At 69.3% G+C, this 18,257-nt stretch carries 14 protein-coding genes; 7 read left to right on the top strand and 7 right to left on the bottom strand.

Going from position 1 to position 18,257, the window contains the following annotated elements:
* Positions 1 to 7 precede the first annotated feature (7 nt).
* The 5 genes from AOP72_RS09005 to AOP72_RS09025 all read right to left on the bottom strand — a co-directional run bounded on the left by AOP72_RS09005 (position 8) and on the right by AOP72_RS09025 (position 5,338).
* On the bottom strand, positions 8 to 646 hold the full coding sequence (locus AOP72_RS09005) for a class II aldolase/adducin family protein (protein WP_062135283.1): 639 nt from the start codon (positions 644 to 646) through the stop codon (positions 8 to 10).
* Positions 643 to 2,121, bottom strand: coding sequence for an FGGY-family carbohydrate kinase (locus AOP72_RS09010; RefSeq protein ID WP_062135286.1), 1,479 nt, complete (start codon positions 2,119 to 2,121; stop codon positions 643 to 645). Before AOP72_RS09010 ends, AOP72_RS09005 begins: the two co-directional genes overlap by 4 nt.
* Positions 2,118 to 2,999 carry a carbohydrate ABC transporter permease gene (locus AOP72_RS09015; protein ID WP_062135289.1) on the bottom strand — a complete coding sequence of 294 codons (882 nt, stop codon included), beginning with the start codon at positions 2,997 to 2,999 and terminating at the stop codon, positions 2,118 to 2,120. Before AOP72_RS09015 ends, AOP72_RS09010 begins: the two co-directional genes overlap by 4 nt.
* Positions 2,996 to 3,892 (bottom strand): carbohydrate ABC transporter permease, encoded by an 897-nt coding sequence (locus AOP72_RS09020; protein WP_062135292.1) that lies wholly within the window; start codon positions 3,890 to 3,892, stop codon positions 2,996 to 2,998. The genes AOP72_RS09015 and AOP72_RS09020 overlap by 4 nt, the downstream gene beginning before the upstream one ends.
* Before the next feature lie 69 nt (positions 3,893 to 3,961).
* Complete coding sequence (locus AOP72_RS09025) at positions 3,962 to 5,338, bottom strand: ABC transporter substrate-binding protein (RefSeq protein WP_062135297.1); 1,377 nt, start codon at positions 5,336 to 5,338, stop codon at positions 3,962 to 3,964.
* A 203-nt stretch (positions 5,339 to 5,541) separates the two neighbouring features.
* Between AOP72_RS09025 and AOP72_RS13955 the strand changes: the two genes are divergently transcribed.
* Positions 5,542 to 5,862, top strand: coding sequence for a DUF8730 family Cys-rich protein (locus AOP72_RS13955; protein ID WP_500778344.1), 321 nt, complete (start codon positions 5,542 to 5,544; stop codon positions 5,860 to 5,862).
* Here AOP72_RS13955 and AOP72_RS09030 read toward each other — a convergent pair.
* On the bottom strand, positions 5,756 to 5,995 hold the full coding sequence (locus tag AOP72_RS09030; protein WP_062135301.1) for a hypothetical protein: 240 nt from the start codon (positions 5,993 to 5,995) through the stop codon (positions 5,756 to 5,758). The genes AOP72_RS13955 and AOP72_RS09030 overlap by 107 nt on opposite strands.
* Positions 5,996 to 6,217: 222 nt before the next feature.
* Between AOP72_RS09030 and AOP72_RS09035 the strand changes: the two genes are divergently transcribed.
* The 5 genes from AOP72_RS09035 to AOP72_RS09055 are packed head-to-tail and all read left to right on the top strand — an operon-like array spanning position 6,218 to position 11,145.
* Positions 6,218 to 7,474, top strand: coding sequence for an arginine deiminase (locus AOP72_RS09035; RefSeq protein ID WP_062135303.1), 1,257 nt, complete (start codon positions 6,218 to 6,220; stop codon positions 7,472 to 7,474).
* Positions 7,475 to 7,530: 56 nt separating this feature from the next.
* On the top strand, positions 7,531 to 8,169 hold the full coding sequence (locus tag AOP72_RS09040) for a biliverdin-producing heme oxygenase (protein WP_062135306.1): 639 nt from the start codon (positions 7,531 to 7,533) through the stop codon (positions 8,167 to 8,169).
* Entirely contained in the window at positions 8,169 to 9,314 is a 1,146-nt protein-coding gene (locus tag AOP72_RS09045; RefSeq protein WP_062135309.1) for a heme/hemin ABC transporter substrate-binding protein, read from the top strand. Before AOP72_RS09040 ends, AOP72_RS09045 begins: the two co-directional genes overlap by 1 nt.
* Entirely contained in the window at positions 9,311 to 10,375 is a 1,065-nt protein-coding gene (locus AOP72_RS13715; protein WP_202965653.1) for a FecCD family ABC transporter permease, read from the top strand. Before AOP72_RS09045 ends, AOP72_RS13715 begins: the two co-directional genes overlap by 4 nt.
* On the top strand, positions 10,372 to 11,145 hold the full coding sequence (locus tag AOP72_RS09055; RefSeq protein WP_062135313.1) for a heme ABC transporter ATP-binding protein: 774 nt from the start codon (positions 10,372 to 10,374) through the stop codon (positions 11,143 to 11,145). Before AOP72_RS13715 ends, AOP72_RS09055 begins: the two co-directional genes overlap by 4 nt.
* Before the next feature lie 137 nt (positions 11,146 to 11,282).
* On the opposite strand, the gene AOP72_RS09060 is transcribed toward AOP72_RS09055, so the two are convergent.
* Positions 11,283 to 16,196: an HtaA domain-containing protein gene (locus tag AOP72_RS09060; RefSeq protein WP_193746396.1), complete on the bottom strand. Its 4,914-nt coding sequence runs from the start codon at positions 16,194 to 16,196 to the stop codon at positions 11,283 to 11,285.
* A 281-nt stretch (positions 16,197 to 16,477) separates the two neighbouring features.
* On the opposite strand from AOP72_RS09060, the gene AOP72_RS13435 reads away from it, so the two are divergent.
* Complete coding sequence (locus AOP72_RS13435; protein ID WP_062135318.1) at positions 16,478 to 18,217, top strand: alpha/beta hydrolase; 1,740 nt, start codon at positions 16,478 to 16,480, stop codon at positions 18,215 to 18,217.
* The last annotated feature ends 40 nt before the right edge of the window (positions 18,218 to 18,257 follow it).

Below are 18,257 nucleotides of genomic sequence, written 5' to 3' on the forward strand. Positions count from 1 at the left end.
CGCGCCCCTACAGTGCCGACGTGATGCCGAGCTTGTCGTACTCGAGCACGATCGGCTTGTCGGTCACGGCACGCGCATGCAGGAGCACCTTGGCAGCGGACTCGACCGCGACCGAGGTCTTGAACGCATCGCGGAGGTTCTCGCCCACCGTGAGCAGGCCGTGGTTGGCCCACACGACGGCGTTGAGGTCGCCCATCGTGTCGCACATGTGGTCGCCGAAAGCGGTGTTGTTGGACAGCTCGAATGGCATGATCGGCACGTCGCCCTTGGAGTAGATCACCATGTTGACGAGGGTGCCCGTGATGGGCTCCCCGATGACGCCCCACACATTCGAATAGATCGGCTCGGTATGGACGATCGCGTTCACATCGGGGCGGCGACGGTAGATCGCCATGTGGACCGTGACCTCGGAGGAGGGCTCGTGCGGTCCCTCGATGAGCCGCGACTCGGAGTCGACCACGACGATGTCCTCGGGGGTCATCTTGTCGTACTCGAGGTCTGTGGGGGTGATGAGGAACCGATCGTCCTCGCCAGGGATGCGCACACTGATGTTCCCCTGAGTGTTGAAGTTCAGGCCGTACTCCATCGAGCGCAGGCAGTAGTCGAGGATGTCGCGCTTGGCGGCGGCCAGGTCGAACGAGGTCATGACTGGTTCTCCTTGTCGGATCGTGAGGTGGTGAGGCGCCGGGTGGCGTCGTACAGCTCCCTGTAGTCGGCACGCCGTTCGGCGTACCACTCCTGGTTGTTCAGGGGGTGGGGGGCAGGAAGCAGGTCTGTTGGCGGGGGCGGGGAGTCGATCGCGCCGATGCCCATGGCGGCGAGCATCGCCGCTCCCCTGAGCGAGGCGTGGCCGAGGTACGCGGCCAGGGGTGCTCCGGCCGCGTCGGAGCGGGCACGGAGCGCCGCAGAATTCGCGGCGCCGCCGCCGGTGGCGATGAGGCGACCCGTGTCGAGATCGAGCGCCGCGAGGGCGGCGAGGATCGCCGCGAGCTCCAGCCCTGCCGCCTCGACCAGGGCCCTGGCGATCTGGTCGCGACCCGACCCAAGGTCGAGGCCGGCGATGACTCCCCGGGCGTGCGGGTCGTTGTCGAGAGTGCCGGATCCGGCGAAGTACGGGAGCACGAGCACGGGAGAAGGGCCGTCGAGCAGATCGTCGAAGAGGTCCTCGACACTTGCACCCACGAGTTCCGCGAGCCACTCCAGGACCCAGCCTCCTGCGGCCGTGCCCGCGAGGGTGACCCAGGCGTCGGAGATCAGCGGGTATGTCGCGAGCCCGGTGCCTGCGACTCCTCCTGGTCGTCCCTCAGTCCCGAACGTCAGGCAGTCGCTGCTTCCCATCGCAAAGACCGAGACCGCTCCCGGTCGTCCGCCCACGCCGAACCAGGACGCCGCCTGGTCATGCGCGCCGGCGACGATGGGCAGCCCTTCGGGGAGACCGCACCGCTGCGCGGCCTTGGCGCTCACGGCACCGATCACGGTGCCGGACTCGACCACGGCAGGCAGCTGATCGACGGAGACCACCGCTCCTGACGCGAGAGGCACCGCATTCAGCACGTCCTCGGACCACTGACGTCGGTCCACGTCGAACGCGCCGGTGCGCGCCGCCATCGACATGTCCGTGCACAGCGGCGCGCCCAGCTGGCCGGCGACGAACGCATCGAGGCACGCATACCGGACGCCGTCCACCGTCCAGGCAGCAGCCTCGCTGCCGGCGATCTTGAAGATCGAGAACATGGGATGAAGCGGTTGCCCCGTGACTTCCTGGAACCGGGAGTCGCCGAGCACGGCGCCGCACGCGGATGCCGCGCGCACCCCACGGCGGTCCATGCTGACCGGTGCCCAGGCAAGGGCATCGCCTTGCTGGTCGATCGGGACAACCGCCTCACCCTGCACGCTGAACGCGAGCGCCTCGGGCGCGTCGTCCAGCACGGCCGAGGACCGGGTGACAGCAGCCAGCCCCTCCTCGACCGCAGCCATGATCTGCGCCGGGTCGAGCTCGACGCATCCGCCGTCACGGTGCAGGTCCAGCCGCACGGCATGGGTCTTCAGCTCGTCGCCTGCGGCGCTGTAGGCACCCACGCGCACGCCGCTGGTGCCCAGATCGACACCCAGGACGCTCACTTGACCGCTCCCGCGAGCCCGTTGACCAGGTAGCGCTGCACGGCGATGAACACCAGGATCACGGGGATCGAGATGAGCACCAGGACCGCGAACAGCGCTCCGGGCTGACTGAGGAACACGCCCCGGTATGCCAGCGGCACGAGCGTCAGTGGCTTGAGATCATTGTCGCCGAGCGCCACGAGTGGCAGCAGGAAGTCATTCCAGGACATCATGACCTGCCAGATCACGACCACCGAGAGAGCGGGCCTGCCCAGCGGGAAGTAGATCTTCCAGAAGATGGCCCAGGTGCTCGCGCCGTCCATCCGGGCCGCCTCGTAGGTCTCATCCGGAATCGCGAGGTAGCCCGTGCGCAGGATGATCACCGCGAAGGGCATCCCGAGGGCGGAGTACACGAGCACTACGCCGAGGATCGAGTTGTACAGGCCGATGGCCTGGAGGATCTTGAACGCTGCGACCACAATGCCGGACATCGGCAGCACCAGACCGAGGATCAGCAGTCCGAAGACCAGAGCCTTGACCGGCACGTGGAGTCTCGCCAGCGCGAACGCCGCCATCGACCCGGCCATGGCCACGATGATCACGGACGGCACGGTGATGAGCAGGCTGTTCACCAGGTGCTGGAGAATGGGGTTCTGCTCCCACACCAGCGTGTAGTTCGACAGCGACGGACTCTCCGGAAGCATGCCGAAGAAGGTGGTCGAGGGATCGTTCGCGGGCATCAGCGACAGCCCGATCACCATGATGACCGGCAGCATCCACAGCAGCGCGATCGGGATCAGGGCGGCGTGCAGCCACGAGTCCGAACGCTTGCGGCGCATCCGGCGCGGCGGCTCGCTCGCGGCGGCCTCGGGCGTTGACGCATCAGTGGTGGCGCTCACTTCCGCTTCTCCTCTCCTGTGATGAATCCGGATCCGAAGACGCGCACCATCGACAACGACGCCGTCACGGCGACCACGATCAGGACCACGCTGATGGCGGAGCCGTAGCCCACGCTCTGCAGCTGGAAGGCCTCCTGGAAAGCGAAGGTGGGGAGCATCTCCGAGGCATGGTTGGGGCCCCCTTGGGTGAGCACGTAAACCAGCTCGAAGGTCTTGAGCGACCCGATGATGCCGAGAAGCAGCAGCGACAGGTGCGTGTGCTTGAGCAGCGGGAAGACGATGCGTGTCGTGGTCTGCCACCAGCTGGCACCGTCCACTTTGGCCGCCTCGAGCACGGAGGTGTCGATGAGTTGAAGTCCCGCGAGGTAGAAGAGCATCGAGAAGCCCGTCCACATCCAGATGTTCACGGCGATCACCGCGAAGATCGCGGTCGACGGATCCGACAGGAAGTTCCCACCGAGCCAGTCGAGGCCCGTGGCCTTCCCCACCTCCGTGAGTACGCCGTTGAACGGGTCCATGATCCGCTGCCACACGATTCCCACCACGATCGGCGACAGGATCGCCGGGATGAAGAACAGCGCGCGGTAGAACGTCGAGGCGAAGACCCCGCGGTTGAGTGCGAGTGCGAGCAACAGGCCCATGAGCGCCTGGGGGACGATGGTCAGCGGAATCCAGAGGGCAGAGTTCTTGAGTGCCGTGTGGAACACCGGGTCGCGGAACAGGTCCGCGTAGTTGTCGAGTCCGATGAACACCCCGGGGTTCACCCCGTCCCACCGCAGGGTGCTTGCCTGCACGTTGTAGACGATGGGGTAGACGACGAAGACGACGAACAGGATCAGCGCGGGCAGCAGGAACAGGAGTCCGGGCCCGGCCTTGGCGATTCTCTCTCTCATAGCGATGCGCGAGAGCCGGCGGAGGCGCCCCGGGGGTTGCGCGGACCCGGGGCGCCTCCGTGGCGGCTGCTAGCCCGCGAGGACCTCGTCCTGCACTGACTGGACTGCGGCCGCGGCCTCGTCGGGCGTCTGCTGGCCCGTCGCGACGGCGGCGAGAGCATCCGCCACCGCCTGGTCGATGCGCGGGTCATCGAAGTACCGGGAGTACTCGACCTGCGGCAGCCAGTCTTCGACGAACGTGTTCCAGATCTCCTCCTGCTTGGCGGAGGTGAACTCGCTCGGGTTGAGCCCCTGGACGGCGGGGATGTCGTTCATCGTGTCGATGAGCTTCTGGCCGCCGGAGCCCGCGATCCAGTCCGTGAGGACCGCACATGCAAGGTCGGGGTTCTCGGTGTTCGCGGAGATGCCCAGGGAGACATCGATGCCGCCCACGAACTGCGACTCGCTCGCTCCACCGGGGATGGTCGGGAACAGGAACGGCTCGTAGCCCTCCATGCCGAGCGACAGCTCGGGGATGGTCGACTGGTCCTTGGTGGGGTCCGACTGCTGGATCCACCAGGCGCCGAGCGGGATCATGGCCGCGTTGCCCGCCTCGAACTGGTTCGCGCCAGAGGGGTAGGCGTCGAGTCCGATCGCGCCCTCCTGAGCGATGCCCTCGGAGAACAGGCGGCCGAAGTAGTCGAACGCCTCGACGATCGAGGCCTCCGTCCACGACGCATCTCCTGACTCGGCCTGGTACACCAGTCCGGGCTCGACGTTGTTCGCGATCTGCAAGAACACGGCGTTGCGCAGCCAGCCATCCTTGGCCGGCAGCAGGAAGGGCGCGTAGTCGTTGCCCTCCATCGCGTCCACCACGCTCTTGAGCTCGTCCCAGGTCTGCGGGATCTCCTGACCGGCGTCCGCGAAGTGCTGGGTGTTGGCCCACAGGTTCACGGTCTGCACGAGGATGGGCAGCGAGTAGAAGTTGTCGTCGCCCTCCGGGTTGCCGGCGCGCGCCTGCTCGAGACCGATGGGATAGAACATGTCCTGCCAGTCGTCGCCCCACGTGTCGGCAGCGCACTGCTGGAGCGGCATGAGGTTGCTGCGGTACTGCTGGGTGAGCGCACCCGGCTGCAGGCCCACGATGTCCGGGAAGGTGTCCGAACTGGCTCGGGTCTGCAAGTCCACGAGATACTCGGGGTAGTTGAAGATCGTGGCGTCGATCGTGGTGCCGGGATTGTCACTCTCGAATGCGCTCACCATCTGCGCGGTGGTCTGCTCGATTGGGCTCCACGACCGGAACGTGACGGATCCCGACAGGTCGGCGCCTTCAGCGCTGGTGCCGTTGGTGCCGGTCTGACCCTGACTGGGCTCTTCGGCGGTGCCGCCTCCGGCGCAACCGGCGAGCACTAGGCCTCCGGCGGCCGCGAGAGCGGCGGTGGCGCCGAGCTTGCGAGAGAACTTCATTGTTTCTCCTCCATCGTGACTTCGTTGTGGCGAGGCTCCGTCGTGCACGGTTGCCTGCCGCGAGTGTAGGCACCAAGTGAAATCGATTACAACGTTTGCCTGCGTATTCGTCACAACTCTGCGTTTGGTTGCGTTCGCGAAGCCGTTGGTCCTTGCCGAAACGCAAACTGCGCGAGGCGCCGCAGCCGCCGCGATCGGGCGCCATGGCAGGCGCGTGTTCGACCATCGGATGCCGTGCGTGCGGCAAGACGACCCGCACCGGCAGCGTCCCGCACATCGACGAGGCGCCCGCTGGCGTAAGCAAAGGCGAGCGCTGCGCCTGCGAACGTCGCCCCCTCCACCGGGAGCGTGGCGGGCAGCGCGACGCCAGGCCGTGGCGGCAGGACACGGCTGAGAACGACGGGCGCACCAGTCCGGTCAACGTGACCATCCCATGGCAGACCGCACGCCTCGCTCACCCCGCTCGACGGCATCGACCGGCTCACCGGCATTGCGGGCGAGCTCCGCGAAGTCCAGCACGTTGACAGGAGACCCGCGCCGACCCACCGTGTCCGCCACCTGATCGGCGTCGCTGAGCTGATCCTCCATCCGCGGCTCGGCGCGGCCGGTGAGCGAGGAGACTCCCGATCCTCTCGCCGTGGCGTCGTGGTCAGCCATGCACGGACTCCCGGACCTCCGGCGGGCCGCTCGTCCTCACGAACACTGATCGAACGGCCCCTCGGGGCGATCGGTGCGGTCATCGATGGCGGGCTGCGCCATCACCGATCAGATGCCGGGCACGGCGTGCATGAACGCGTTGGCGGCGGCGGGCGTCGAGGCGATCTGCCCCGAGTGACGATCACCCGGTCGGTCCCCCGCCCGCGGTGTTACGTTTTCCCCATGACCCAGGCACCCGTCAAGGCGCAGGACCACTACGGCGTTCATTCCGAGGTGGGACGGCTGCGCAAGGTGCTGGTCTGCTCCCCTGGACTCGCCCACAACCGGCTCACGCCCTCCAATGCCGATGCGCTGCTGTTCGACGACGTGATGTGGGTCGACAATGCCCGCCGCGACCACGAGGCGTTCGTGTCGCTCATGCGCGAGCGGGACATCGAGGTGCTCGAACTCCACGAGCTGCTCGCGCAGACCCTCGCGATCCCCGAGGCCCGCACCTGGCTGATGGACCGCAAGATCACCCCGGACGAGGTGGGACTCGGCCTGGTGCCGGACGTCCGGGCGTTCCTCGACCTGCTCGACCCCCATGTGCTCGCGCGCTACGTGCTGGGAGGCCTGTCCACCTCGGACCTGCCCATCGACTTCGCGGCGCCCAGCCTGCAGTTGGTGCGGGAGGAGTCGGGCATGCGCGACTACCTGATGCCGCCGCTGCCCAATACCCTCTTCACCCGAGACACGACGAGCTGGATCTACGGCGGCGTCACGCTCAATCCGTTGTACTGGCCCGCGCGCCACGCCGAGACGCTCATCATGAAGGCCGTCTACCAGTTCCACCCCGACTTCGCGGGCGAGGTCAACACCTGGTGGGGCGACCCCGAGCGGGACCACGGACTCGCGACGCTCGAAGGCGGCGACGTCATGCCCATCGGCGACGGGGTGGTGCTGATCGGCATGTCGGAGCGCTCCAGCCGACAGGCCATCACCCAGGTGGCCACGTCGCTGTTCTCCGCGGGCGCGGCCCAGCGCGTGGTCGTCGCCAAGATGCCCAAGCTGCGCGCCGCCATGCACCTGGACACCGTCTTCACTCTCGCGGACCGTGACGTCGCCACGGTGTTCCCCGGCATCGTCGACGGCATCGAGACCTACTCCCTCTTTCCGGCCGATGCGCCGGTCACCTTGGACGTGGTGCGAGAGAACCTGCCCTTCACCAAGGTCGTCGCCCACGCGCTCGGGCTCAAGACGCTGCGGACCATCGCCACCGGCGGCGACCGCTACGCGTCCGAGCGCCAGCAGTGGGACTCAGGCAACAACGTCCTGGCGCTCGAGCCCGGCGTGGTCGTGGCGTACGACCGCAACACCCACACCAACACGCGACTGCGCGAGGCCGGCATCGAGGTGCTGGAGATCGTGGGTGCCGAGCTCGGACGGGGTCGCGGCGGCGCGCACTGCATGACCCAGCCGCTCGTCAGAGACGCGGCCTGAACAGGTCTCCCAATTTCGCAACCTACGCGTGACGAAATAGCGCTACACTCGGCGGCATGACGCCCTCGAGCACCCTCTCCGTCCGTATTCGCGAGGCCACCGCCATCGAGCACCGAGCCGCCGAGACCCGTGGTTTCATCACCCGCTTGATGGACGGAGAGTTCGATCTCCCCACGTATACGACGTACTTGATCCAGTACGCCCACGTGTACCGGGCGCTCGAGGCGCGGCCCGCACAGCCCGGGGATCCGGCGCTCATCAACGACGCCCGCCTGGACCGCTTCCCGTCGATCGCGAGCGACCTCGCGCACCTGGGAGCCGAGGACTGGGAGTCCGAGCAGCCGATCGACGCCGCCGTCGCGTATGCCACCCACCTCCAGACGCTTCCCGTGGACGACGTCCCCCGCTATCTCGCGCACCACTACACGCGGTACCTGGGCGACCTCTCGGGGGGACAGGCGATCGGCGCGCTCATGGCGCGCCACTACGGCGCGACTCCTGAGCAGCTGTCGTTCTACCGGTTCGAGCAGATCGCCGCCGCGCCCCGGTTCAAGAACGAGTACCGGGCGGCACTGGACGCGCTGGAATTCACGCCCGCGCAGGAGCAGGCGTTCGTCGACGAGTCACTCGTGGCCTTCCGGCTCAATGGCGCGATCTTCGACCAGCTGGGCGACGCCGTCCCCTCGCCTGCCTGATGGGCGGGCACGTTCGCCGCCGCGGCATCGCCGCGGCAGCCCTCTTGCTGGGACTGACGCTCTCCGCCAGCGCCTGCACCGCCGCCCCCACCGAGCCCACCGCGAGTTCGGCCGGACACGCCACCGGCGCATCGGCCGCGCCGAATGCGCCCGCTGAGAACCACGAGCCCCTCGTGGGCATCGACCCCCTCGACGATCCCGCGGCCTACGTCGGCCCCTCGACCGCGACCCTCGTCTCGGACGCCATCGTGCCTGTGGCCAGTCCCACGCCCACGCTCCCGACGCAGGTCACCTCGCACTCCCCCGACGGCACGGAGCCGGTGGAGATCACCGACGCCTCTCGCGTGGTCGCGATGGACATCGCCGGATCCATCGCCGCCACCGTGTGGGGCCTGGGCCTCGGCGACACCCTGGTGGGCCGCGACGTCGCCGCCGACTTCCCTGGCACCGAGGACATCCCCGTCGTGACCGGGTCGTCGCACTCGGTCAACATCGAGGCCATCCTCGCCCTGGACCCGACGGTCCTGATCACCGACGGGTCCATCGGCCCACGCAGGGCCGTCACGCAGCTGGCCGACGCGGGGGTCGCCGTGGTCTTCGTCGAGAACACCGCCAGCTTCGAGGGCGCCGCCCAGCTGGCGCGCGACGTCGCCGCGATCTACGGGGCGGACGATGCGGGCGAGACGCTTGCGCAGAGGATCCTCGCCGACGTCGACGCCACCCGCGACGCGATCACGGCCATCGCTCCCGGCGAGCCGATGCGCATGGCGTTCGTCTACCTGCGCGGCAGCGCGGGCGTCTACTACCTGTTCGGCGAGAGCGCCGGCACCACCGCACTGTTCGAGGCGCTGGGCGGCATCGACGCCGGCGCAGAGGCCGGCATCGTCGGCGAGCAGCCCATGACGGACGAGGCGATGCTGGCGATGGATCCCGACGTGATCTTCGTGATGACCTCGGGGATCGAGTCGGTGGGCGGGATCGACGGACTCCTCGCGTCCAAGCCCGCAATCGCGCTCACGACGGCCGGCCAGCAGCGCCGGTTCGTGGACATGGACGATGCCGTGGTGCTGTCCTTCGGCCCCCGCTCCGCTCAGGTTCTCGAGGCCCTCGCGGTCGCGACGTACGCCCCCGACACTGCGTCGTGACGGCGGTCGCCCGCCTCCGAGGCTGGATCGGCGGCACCCCGCATTGGGTCACGTTCGTCACGCTCGCGGCCGTGCTCGCAGTCGCGGCGGTGACGTCGGCGGCCGTGGGTCAGCTCGGGGTGGGCATCACGGACGTCATCGGCGCGCTGGGACGCGGAATCGGCGTCGACAACGCGTGGGCGCCCGCGGACGAGATCGTGTACCAGGCGCTGTGGCAGATCCGGTTCCCGCGCGTCGCGATGAGCATCCTGGTCGGCACCGCGCTCGCGCTCGGCGGCGCCGCGATGCAGGCGATCTTCGGCAATCCGCTCGCGGAGCCAGGAGTCGTGGGGGTCTCGTCGGGAGCGGCGCTCGGAGCCGCGGCGGTGATCGTCACGGGAGCGTCGGTGGGCGTGGTCGGGACGGCCGGCGCTGCCTTCGCGGGTGGTGTCGCGACGACAGTGCTCGTCTACGCGATGGCCCGCTCACAGGGCCGCACCGAAGTGGTCACCCTGCTCCTGACGGGCATCGCCGTCCAAGCCTTCGCGGCCGCCGGCCTTGCCTTCGCGGTGTTCTCGTCGGACACGTCGGCCCGCGAGCAGATCATCTTCTGGCAGCTCGGCTCCCTCAACGGCGCACGCTGGGCGGAGGTCGCGCTGGTCGCCGGCCTGACGGTCGCCGGGCTCGCATGTCTGCTGATGTGGGCGCGCCAGTACGACCTCCTCGCGCTGGGAGAACGGACCGCCGGCCACCTGGGCGTCAGGGTCGAGAGGCTGCGAGCGCTGTCCATCATCGTGATCGCGGTGCTGACCGCCGGCGCCGTCGCGTTCGCCGGCGTGATCGCCTTCGTGGGCCTCATCGTTCCCCACCTGATGCGACTGCTGCTGGGGCCGTCGCACCGTGGCCTGCTGGTCGCATCGGCCCTCGGTGGAGCCGTGCTGCTGTGCCTCGCGGACATCGCCGCGCGCACGCTGGTGACCGGTGCGGACCTGCCCATCGGCATGCTCACCTCGCTCATCGGCGGACCATTCTTCTTCTACCTCCTCCGCCGCGCGCGCCGCAGCCAAGGAGGCTGGGCTTGACGGCCGCCTACCGCGCCGAGGGCGTCACCTACCGCGCGCCGTCCGGGGCAGCTCTCGTCGACGACGTCACGCTCGAGGCCCCCGCCGGCCATCTCCTCGCGCTCCTGGGACCGAACGGCGCGGGCAAGTCGACGCTCCTGTCCCTCATGTCCGGCGACCTCCGTGCCAGCGCAGGCGAGGTGACCTTGAGCGGGCGGGGCGTGCGGGAGTGGCCGGCAGCCGAGTTGGCGCGCCGGCGCGCGGTGCTGACGCAGGCCAACCAGATGGCTTTCGCGTTCCGGGTGCGGGACGTCGTGGAGATGGGGCGGCACCCGTGGCGCGGCCTCGCGACCGAGGAGGCCGACGTCCACGCCGTCGAGACCGCGATCGACGAGACGGACATCCGCCACCTGCTCGAGCGGGCGTTCCCGTCGCTGTCCGGCGGCGAGAAGGCACGCGTCTCGCTCGCACGGGTTCTCGCCCAGGAGACTCCCGTGATGCTGCTGGATGAGCCCACCGCCGCGCTCGACCTCCGGCACCAAGAGGAGGTCATGCGCATGGCTCGCGAGAAGGCGCGGCGCGGCGGGGCGGTGGTGATCGTCGTCCACGACCTCACACTCGCGGCGGCCTACGCGGACTCGATCGCGATCATGTCGCGTGCTCGGCTGGCGGCGCACGGCGCTCCCCGAGACGTCCTCACGCCCGCACTGGTGCGAGACGTGTACGGCATCGACGTGCACATCGTCGATGGCCCGGATGGCTCGCCCCTCGTGGTTCCGGTGCGCGCCTAGGCCCACCGGCTCCTGCCGCCGCATCGTCCACCCCGCGCTCTCGCACGCCCAGACGCAGAGGAACCCCCGGCGGGAGCGCACGTGTCCCTGCGCGCCGCCCCGCCGGGGGCCCATCCGTGGTGATCAGGCGAGTGTTCTCACACGCGCCGTCTCACGATCAGCACCACGGCGCCCGCGAGGACAGCCGCGATGACCAGACCCATCGCCCACCACAGGGCGCTCGACGTGGAGTCGTCGCCGGCCTCCGCCGCGAACTCGCCGTCCTCCACCGCCTGAGGCGCGGGCTCGTCCGTCGGCTCCTCCGCAGGAACCTCCTCACCCGCGAGCGCCAGCAGGCAGTCGTCGCCCGCGAGCGTCGCACTCACCGGCGCGAGCGCCTCGCCGGCCGGGTAGGTGCCGAACGAATCGGCCCCCGCCTCCGTCAGCACGGCAGGCACGCCCTCGATCACGATCTCGCCCTCGGCACCCGTGACGGTGCCGGCGTCGAGGTCGAGCTCGGCGAAGCGCACCTGCGTGACGTCCACCGCCTCGCCCTCCTGAGTGGTGCTGAGGAGGTCGAGCAGCAGGTACGCCCCATCGGCCGAGAACTCGATCGTGGGGTTCGCCACCGTGGTGTCGAGCACGCCGTCGTGGCCGGTGAAACGCACCGAGCCGCCGTAGGACGCGGTGCCCACCACGAGCTGCGGGTCGACCGCCGCGGCTTCGAACGGCCAGACGAATCCGGTCCCGAGATCCTCGACGCCGCCCGCGACCTCCCAGGTGCCGTTCGCGATCCCGGAGTCGATGTAGGACAGGAAGGAGTCCTTGAAGGCCCACGTGAGCTCGCCTCCCTCGGCGACGCACATGCCGCCTGCGGCCGTCCGCTCAGGGATGCTGAGCGCGAAGCCCACACGGGTGCCCGAGTCCTTGCCGATGAAGACCAGGTCGTGCTCGCCGCTCAACGAAGCGGGAAGCGCACCGGTCCACGTGACCGAGCCGCTCGCATCGGCCGTCAGAGTCGCCAGCACCACCGGATCCGAGAACACCACCACCTGGACGCTCTCTCCGGGGGTGAAGCCCGTCGCCGTGATGGTCACGACCTCGCCAGCGAGCAGCCGATCGAGGGTGTCATCGTCGATGTCGAAGGCCTCGTACTCGCCCGCCTGAGGGCTGTCCGGGCCCTGTGCGCTCGACGAGGACCTGCCGACGCTCTGCGCACTCGTGGGCGTCGCGGTCGACCGAGCACCGAACGTCACGGTCACGGGGTCCATCGCCGTTCCCGCGGCGTAGAAGCCGGAGCCGTTGTAGGAGAAGGCCGATGCTCCGGAGGAGGTGAGCGTCGCCGGCACGCCGCGGTAGGTGACGGCGCCGTCCTGGGTCGAGCGAGCGCCCGCACCCAGGTTCAGCGTGGCCACCGTGGTGCGGCTGCCGTTGACCGTCATCACAAGCGCGGCACTCGACGTGCCCGTGAGGCGCACCGCCGGGTCCGCCATGGTGAGGGAGAGGACGCCTCCGTGGCCGGTGAAGCGCACCGACCCGTCGTAGGTCGCAGTGCCCGTCCCCGTGGTCGTGTCAGGGCTGCCGCCGTCCTGAACGAAGACGAACTGGCTGCCGGAGTACGTCGCCCCGGACGAGGCGGTGAAGCCTCCGTTCGCGATCGGTCCGGTGATGTAGCTGCGGAAGGACGACTTCACGCCCCACCGCAGGCTTCCCACCGCGACGTCGGAACCAGCCCCGGATGAGCCGCCCGTGCCGACGGTCCCGCCGTCGCCACCCGTGCCAGTGCCTCCGCCGGTTCCGGTGCCACCACCGTCGCCGCCACCGTCGGTGCCACCGGAGTTGTCGGCGGCGTACGTCGCCTGGAACGTGACGGGGTCGAGCGCCGTGCCGGCCTCGTAGAATCCGTTGCCGTTGTACGCGAACACCACGGTTCCGTCCTCGGTCAGCGCGGCCGATGCGCCGGTCCAGGAGACCACGCCGCCACTCGCGTCACGCTCGGCATCGGTCAGATCGAGCGCTGCCATCGTGACCCGCTCGCCATCCACGTCGACCGAGAGGAAGGCGGTCGAGGCGTCCCGCACGGAGATGCGGGGGTCGGAGAACGTGGCGTCGAGGTCTCCACCGTGGCCCCAGAAGTTCACGGACCCCGTGTAGGACGCGGTGCCCACGTACGAGTCATCCACGGTGGAATCGGACAGCGCGAAGGCGAACTCGTCGCCGGTGCGGGTGGCACCGTTCGAGACGGTGATCTCTCCCGCAGCCACGCCGCCCTCGACGTAGGTCACGAAGGACTTCTTCACTCCCCACGTCAGGTCGCCGTCCGCTGAGGTCTCGCTCGCGAACATCAGCGGAACGAACTCGTCGTAGAGGTACGGGTCCGTCGTGTTGCCTGCGGTGAACGTGTGCGCGAGACGCACGAAGATGCCGCACTGTGCTTCGTCAGCGACCGCGTCGCCTGCATCGGCGCACTCGTGATCGCCGAAGGATGCGGGCACCTGCACGGGCGTCTCGAAGCTCCACACGCCATCGGTGACGGCGCCCGTCGCGGGCACCACACCGCCGTACAGCGGAACGGACGAGAGGAACTGCTGAGCCGTGGCGTCGCAGTCGTCGCCGGTGAGACGGCCCTCGGCCGTGCCGATCTCGCCGTCGCCCTCGGCACACACCATCACGTACACGCCGGTCGCCTGGCCATCGACCTCGGCCGGGTACGAGGCGGACACCATCACGGTGTCGCCGTCGGCCAGGTCCTCGGCGGGAGTCGCCGAGGTCAGGCCGAACTCCTGCTGCGCAGGAACATAGGAGAAGCTCACGGGATCCGTCTCGCCGCCCGCGTTGCTCGCCTGCGACATCGCGGCCGCGCCAGCAGCGGTGAAGGTCGCGGGGACGTCGACGTAGGCGACCTTCTCACCGAACTCGTATCGCGCGCCGCCGTCGAGGTCCAGCGTCGCGTAGTCGAGGCGGTTGCCGTCGGCGCCGACGATCGACAACACGCCGGTCTCACCGTCCACCAGAGTGATCTGGGGAGACGTGTAGTCGGAGGGGGCCCCGCCTCCGGTCCGGACCATGCTGAACCCGCCGTCGAACGTGAGGGTGCCGTTGCCCGCGGCGTCGATCGCGCCGCCCGACTGGGGGTGGTGCGCGTAACTGCCCTCGGTCGCGATCGCGGGATCCAGCACGTCGAGCGTCACGTCCATGTACTGCGCGTAGAACAGGAACAGCGAATCGAGGGTCCACTCGAGACCGAGCTCGGGCTCCTCGACCGCGCTGAAGGTCACCGGGAAGAATGCGTCGTACGCGTAGGGATCAGCCGTGTTGCCCGCGTTGAAGCCGTGGTAGAGCCGCACGAAGACGCCGCACTGCTCGGCACCGTCCGCCGCGGGATCGGTGGCGCACTCGTGCTCACCGAAGTTCGCAGGCACCTGCATGTCCTGCTCGAAGCTCCACACGCCGCCGGCGACGGTGCCCGTCGCGGGCACCGAACCGCCGTACATCGCCTCCGCGGCGAGGAACTGCTGCGCATCCGCATCGCAGTCGTCACCGGTCAGGCGCCCGCCGGCGGTGCCCACCTCGCCATCACCCTCGGCGCAGAACATGAGGTAGACGGCGGTCGTCTGTCCATCGATCTGCGCGGGCAGGGTTCCCGTCACGGTGACGGTGCCGCCATCGAGGACCGCGCCGGTGGGCGCGACGGCGACGCCGTACTCGGCTGCGGAGAGATCGAACGTGAAGGTGACCGGGTCCATCTCCTGTCCGGCCTGGTAGAAGCCCTCCATCACCTCGGATCCGGCTGCGGTCAGGGTGACCGGCGCGGCGGAGTAGGTGCCGCGACCGTCGTTCTCGCTGTAGTCACCCGCGTCCAGGTCGATGTCACCGAGCGCGGCCTTCGTGCCGTTCACCTCCACGACGAGACGTGCGGTGGAGGTGCCGTCGAACCGCACCTGCGGGTCCTCGAAGGTCAGGTCGAGGGCACCGTCGTGGCCGTAGAACGCCACCGAACCGTCGTAGTCCGCGGTGCCGGTCGTGCCGTCCGTCGCGGAGCCTGCCGACGGGAATCCGAAGGAGTCGTCGAGTTCGACCGCCGGGGCGTTCACCGTGATGCTGCCGTGCGCGATGGGTCCGGTGATGTAGCTGCGGAACGACTGCTTGACGCCCCACTCGAGGCCGTCGTCGAACTCCGGTGCGGCCTGCTCCCACTCGGCGGTGAAGGTCACCGGATCCAGCACGGTGCCCTCGGCGTAGAAGGCGCTGCCCATGTAGGAGAACACCTGCTCGCCCTCGGCAGTGATGGTCGACGGGGCCGCGGTCCACGTCACCGTGGTCGCGTCCTTCGAGCGTGCGGCGGAGTCGAGGTCGACGTCGGCGAGCACGATGCGCTCGCCGCCGTACAGCACGGACAGCTCCGCGGCACTGTCGTCGAGCACCTCGATCTGCGGATCGGCCAGCGTCGCATCAAGGACGCCGTCGTGTCCGGAGAAGTGCACCGAGCCGGCGTACGAAGCGGTGCCGGTGAACGTCTCGTCGAGAGCGCTCGAGCTCTGGCCGAACTCGAACTCGCCCGAGTCGAGCCACGCGGTGTCGTCTCCCACCGTGATCTCGCCGTGCGCGACCGACCCCTGCACGTAGGCGCGGAACGATTCCTTCACGCCCCACGTGAGCGACGGCCCCTCGATGGTCGCGAGCGCGGCCGCCGCCCGCGTCTCGGGAGCGAGGGGGGCAGATGCGGTCTCCTCCGGCGCATCGGCCGAGGCCTCGGGCGAGGGCTCGGGCGTGGGTGCCGACGCGGAGTCCGCGGACTCGGACTCAGACGCGCTCGGTGCGGGCGATGGCTCCGACGCCGGCTCGGACGCGGACGAGGGGTCGGCGTCCGGCGTCGCCGAGGGTTCGGGAGTCGGTGCGAGGGAAGGTTCGGGCGAGGCGGCCGATGCGGTCGTCTCCGGCGCCGAAGGGGCGGGGTCGTCGACTGCGGCGGAGGCCGGCGGGCCAAGCGTCAGCGTCGCGGTGAGCGCGACTGCGATCGCGGCGGTGAACAGGCGCACGGGCCGGGGCGATACGTCCAAGGGGGGCTCCATCGTCGTGAGTCTCGGCCGCCTGAGGGTGGTGCTGGCTGCGGCCGTCGAGGTGACTCTAGGGCCTCGTTCTCGAAAAACGCAACATGGTAGTGTCATTATTCGTTGGCGCCCCTGCAGCAGCAGCCGGCGCCTTCAGGCATGCCTGCGCATCGGTCATCTACCAGGAATCCCCGTGCGAGGAGCGCACGTCGAGGCCGATCGTCACGGCCCACCTCGGCACATCGAATAGCATCGGTTCAGGTCTCCATTCGACGACCCCGCACCATCAGAGGGGAGGCGCCGTGAGCACCGGAATCCGGGATCGCACCTACGCCCGGCTCAGCGGACCCCCGGCACCGCGCCGGCAGGCTCCGCGCGTGTTCGAGCCGAGCTTCTCGGCGGTGGGCATCGTCGTGGGCCTGTACTTCTTGGCCCTCTCCCTCACGCCGTCGCTGCTGCCCCGCGCCGGCTACGCCCAGGGGCTCAACTCGGGTGTCGCGTTCATGATCGGCTACGGGCTCGGAGCGGGCGCGTACGCGCTGATGCGGTTCCTGAGCGTGCCGCAAGCGCGCGGCCGTGGACGCGCCCTGCTGCTGTCCGCTTCACTCGCTCTGATCGCCGTCCAGGCGTCCCTGGCGATCTGGCGCTACGTGGGATGGCAGAACCAGACCCGGCTGGCATTCGGCATGGAACCACTGTCGCCCCTCGTGTGGCCCGTGATCGCGATCGTGGCGGTGGCCATCGCGGCAGCGCTGCTCGTTATCGCGCGAGCGCTGCGCCTGCTGTTCCGCACGGCCGACGACCTTCTCAACCGGTGGCTGCCCCGGCGCCTGGCCGTGACGCTCGCGGGCATCATCCTGGTCGCCGCGCTGTGGTGGGTCCTGTCCGGAGCCTTCGTGAACGCCTTCTTCACCACCTCCAACTGGATCTTCTCCGGGCGCGACCTCCAATCCAACCCGGGCGACGAGCAGCCACTGCAGCCCGAGCGCTCCGGCTCCCCCGCATCGGCCGTCGACTTCGAGCACATGGGACGCCAGGGCCGGTCGTTCGTGGCGAGCGGACCCTCGGCGCAGGAGATCGACGAGTACACGGGCGGCGGCGCTCTCGAACCGATCCGAGCCTACGTGGGGCTGAGGTCGGCGGACACCCTGGAGGAGCGTGCGGAACTGGTGCTCGACGAGCTCCAGCGGGCCGGCGCCTTCGACCGCGAGATCCTGGTGCTCGCCACCGTGACCGGCACCGGATACCTCGACCCCGCCGGGGTGGACCCGCTCGAGTATCTGTGGAACGGCGACACCGCGATCGCAGGGGTCCAGTACTCCTACCTGCCCAGCTGGATCTCGCTCCTCGCGGACCAGGACGTGGTCCAAGAGACGTCGCGGGTGGTGTTCCGCACGGTGCACGACTACTGGGCGACTCTCCCCGAGGACGACCGCCCTCAGTTCTACCTCTACGGCCTGTCGCTCGGCTCCACCGGCGTGGAGGCCGTGCTGTCGAGCGTGGACATCTTGAATGAGCCCATCGACGGAGCGCTGATGGTGGGGCCGCCCTTCATCAATGAGATGCACACCGAGATCACGGCGGCACGGGACACCGGCACGCCACCGTGGCAGCCGGCCTTCAACCAGGGCAGGACGGTGCGCTTCACCGCAGAGCAGTACGGACTGGAGGAAGGCGGCACGTGGGGACCCACGCGCCTGGTGTACCTGCAGCACGGCTCCGACCCCGTGACGTGGTTCGACGGGACGCTGGCCTTCACGAGCCCCGAGTGGCTGGAGCCCGGACAGCGCGCACCCGACGTCGCCGAGACGATGGCCTGGTACCCCATCGTCACCATGTGGCAGGTGCTGCTCGACATGCCCGCGGCCGGCTCGGTGCCCGAGGGATACGGGCACCTCTACACGCACCGCGCGAACCTCGACGCGTGGGCGGGAGTCACCCGGCCAGCGGACTGGGATGAGGCCGATGCGGTCGCGCTCGGCGAGCACCTCCAGCGGCGCGCCGACCGCCTCGACGACCAGCGATCCCTGCTCGCCGACTGACCGGCCGACGCATTCTGCGCGAATTATCGACCACGTAGAA

Origin of the sequence: Demequina aestuarii, from assembly GCF_000975095.1 — a bacterium.
GTDB lineage: Bacteria > Actinomycetota > Actinomycetes > Actinomycetales > Demequinaceae > Demequina > Demequina aestuarii.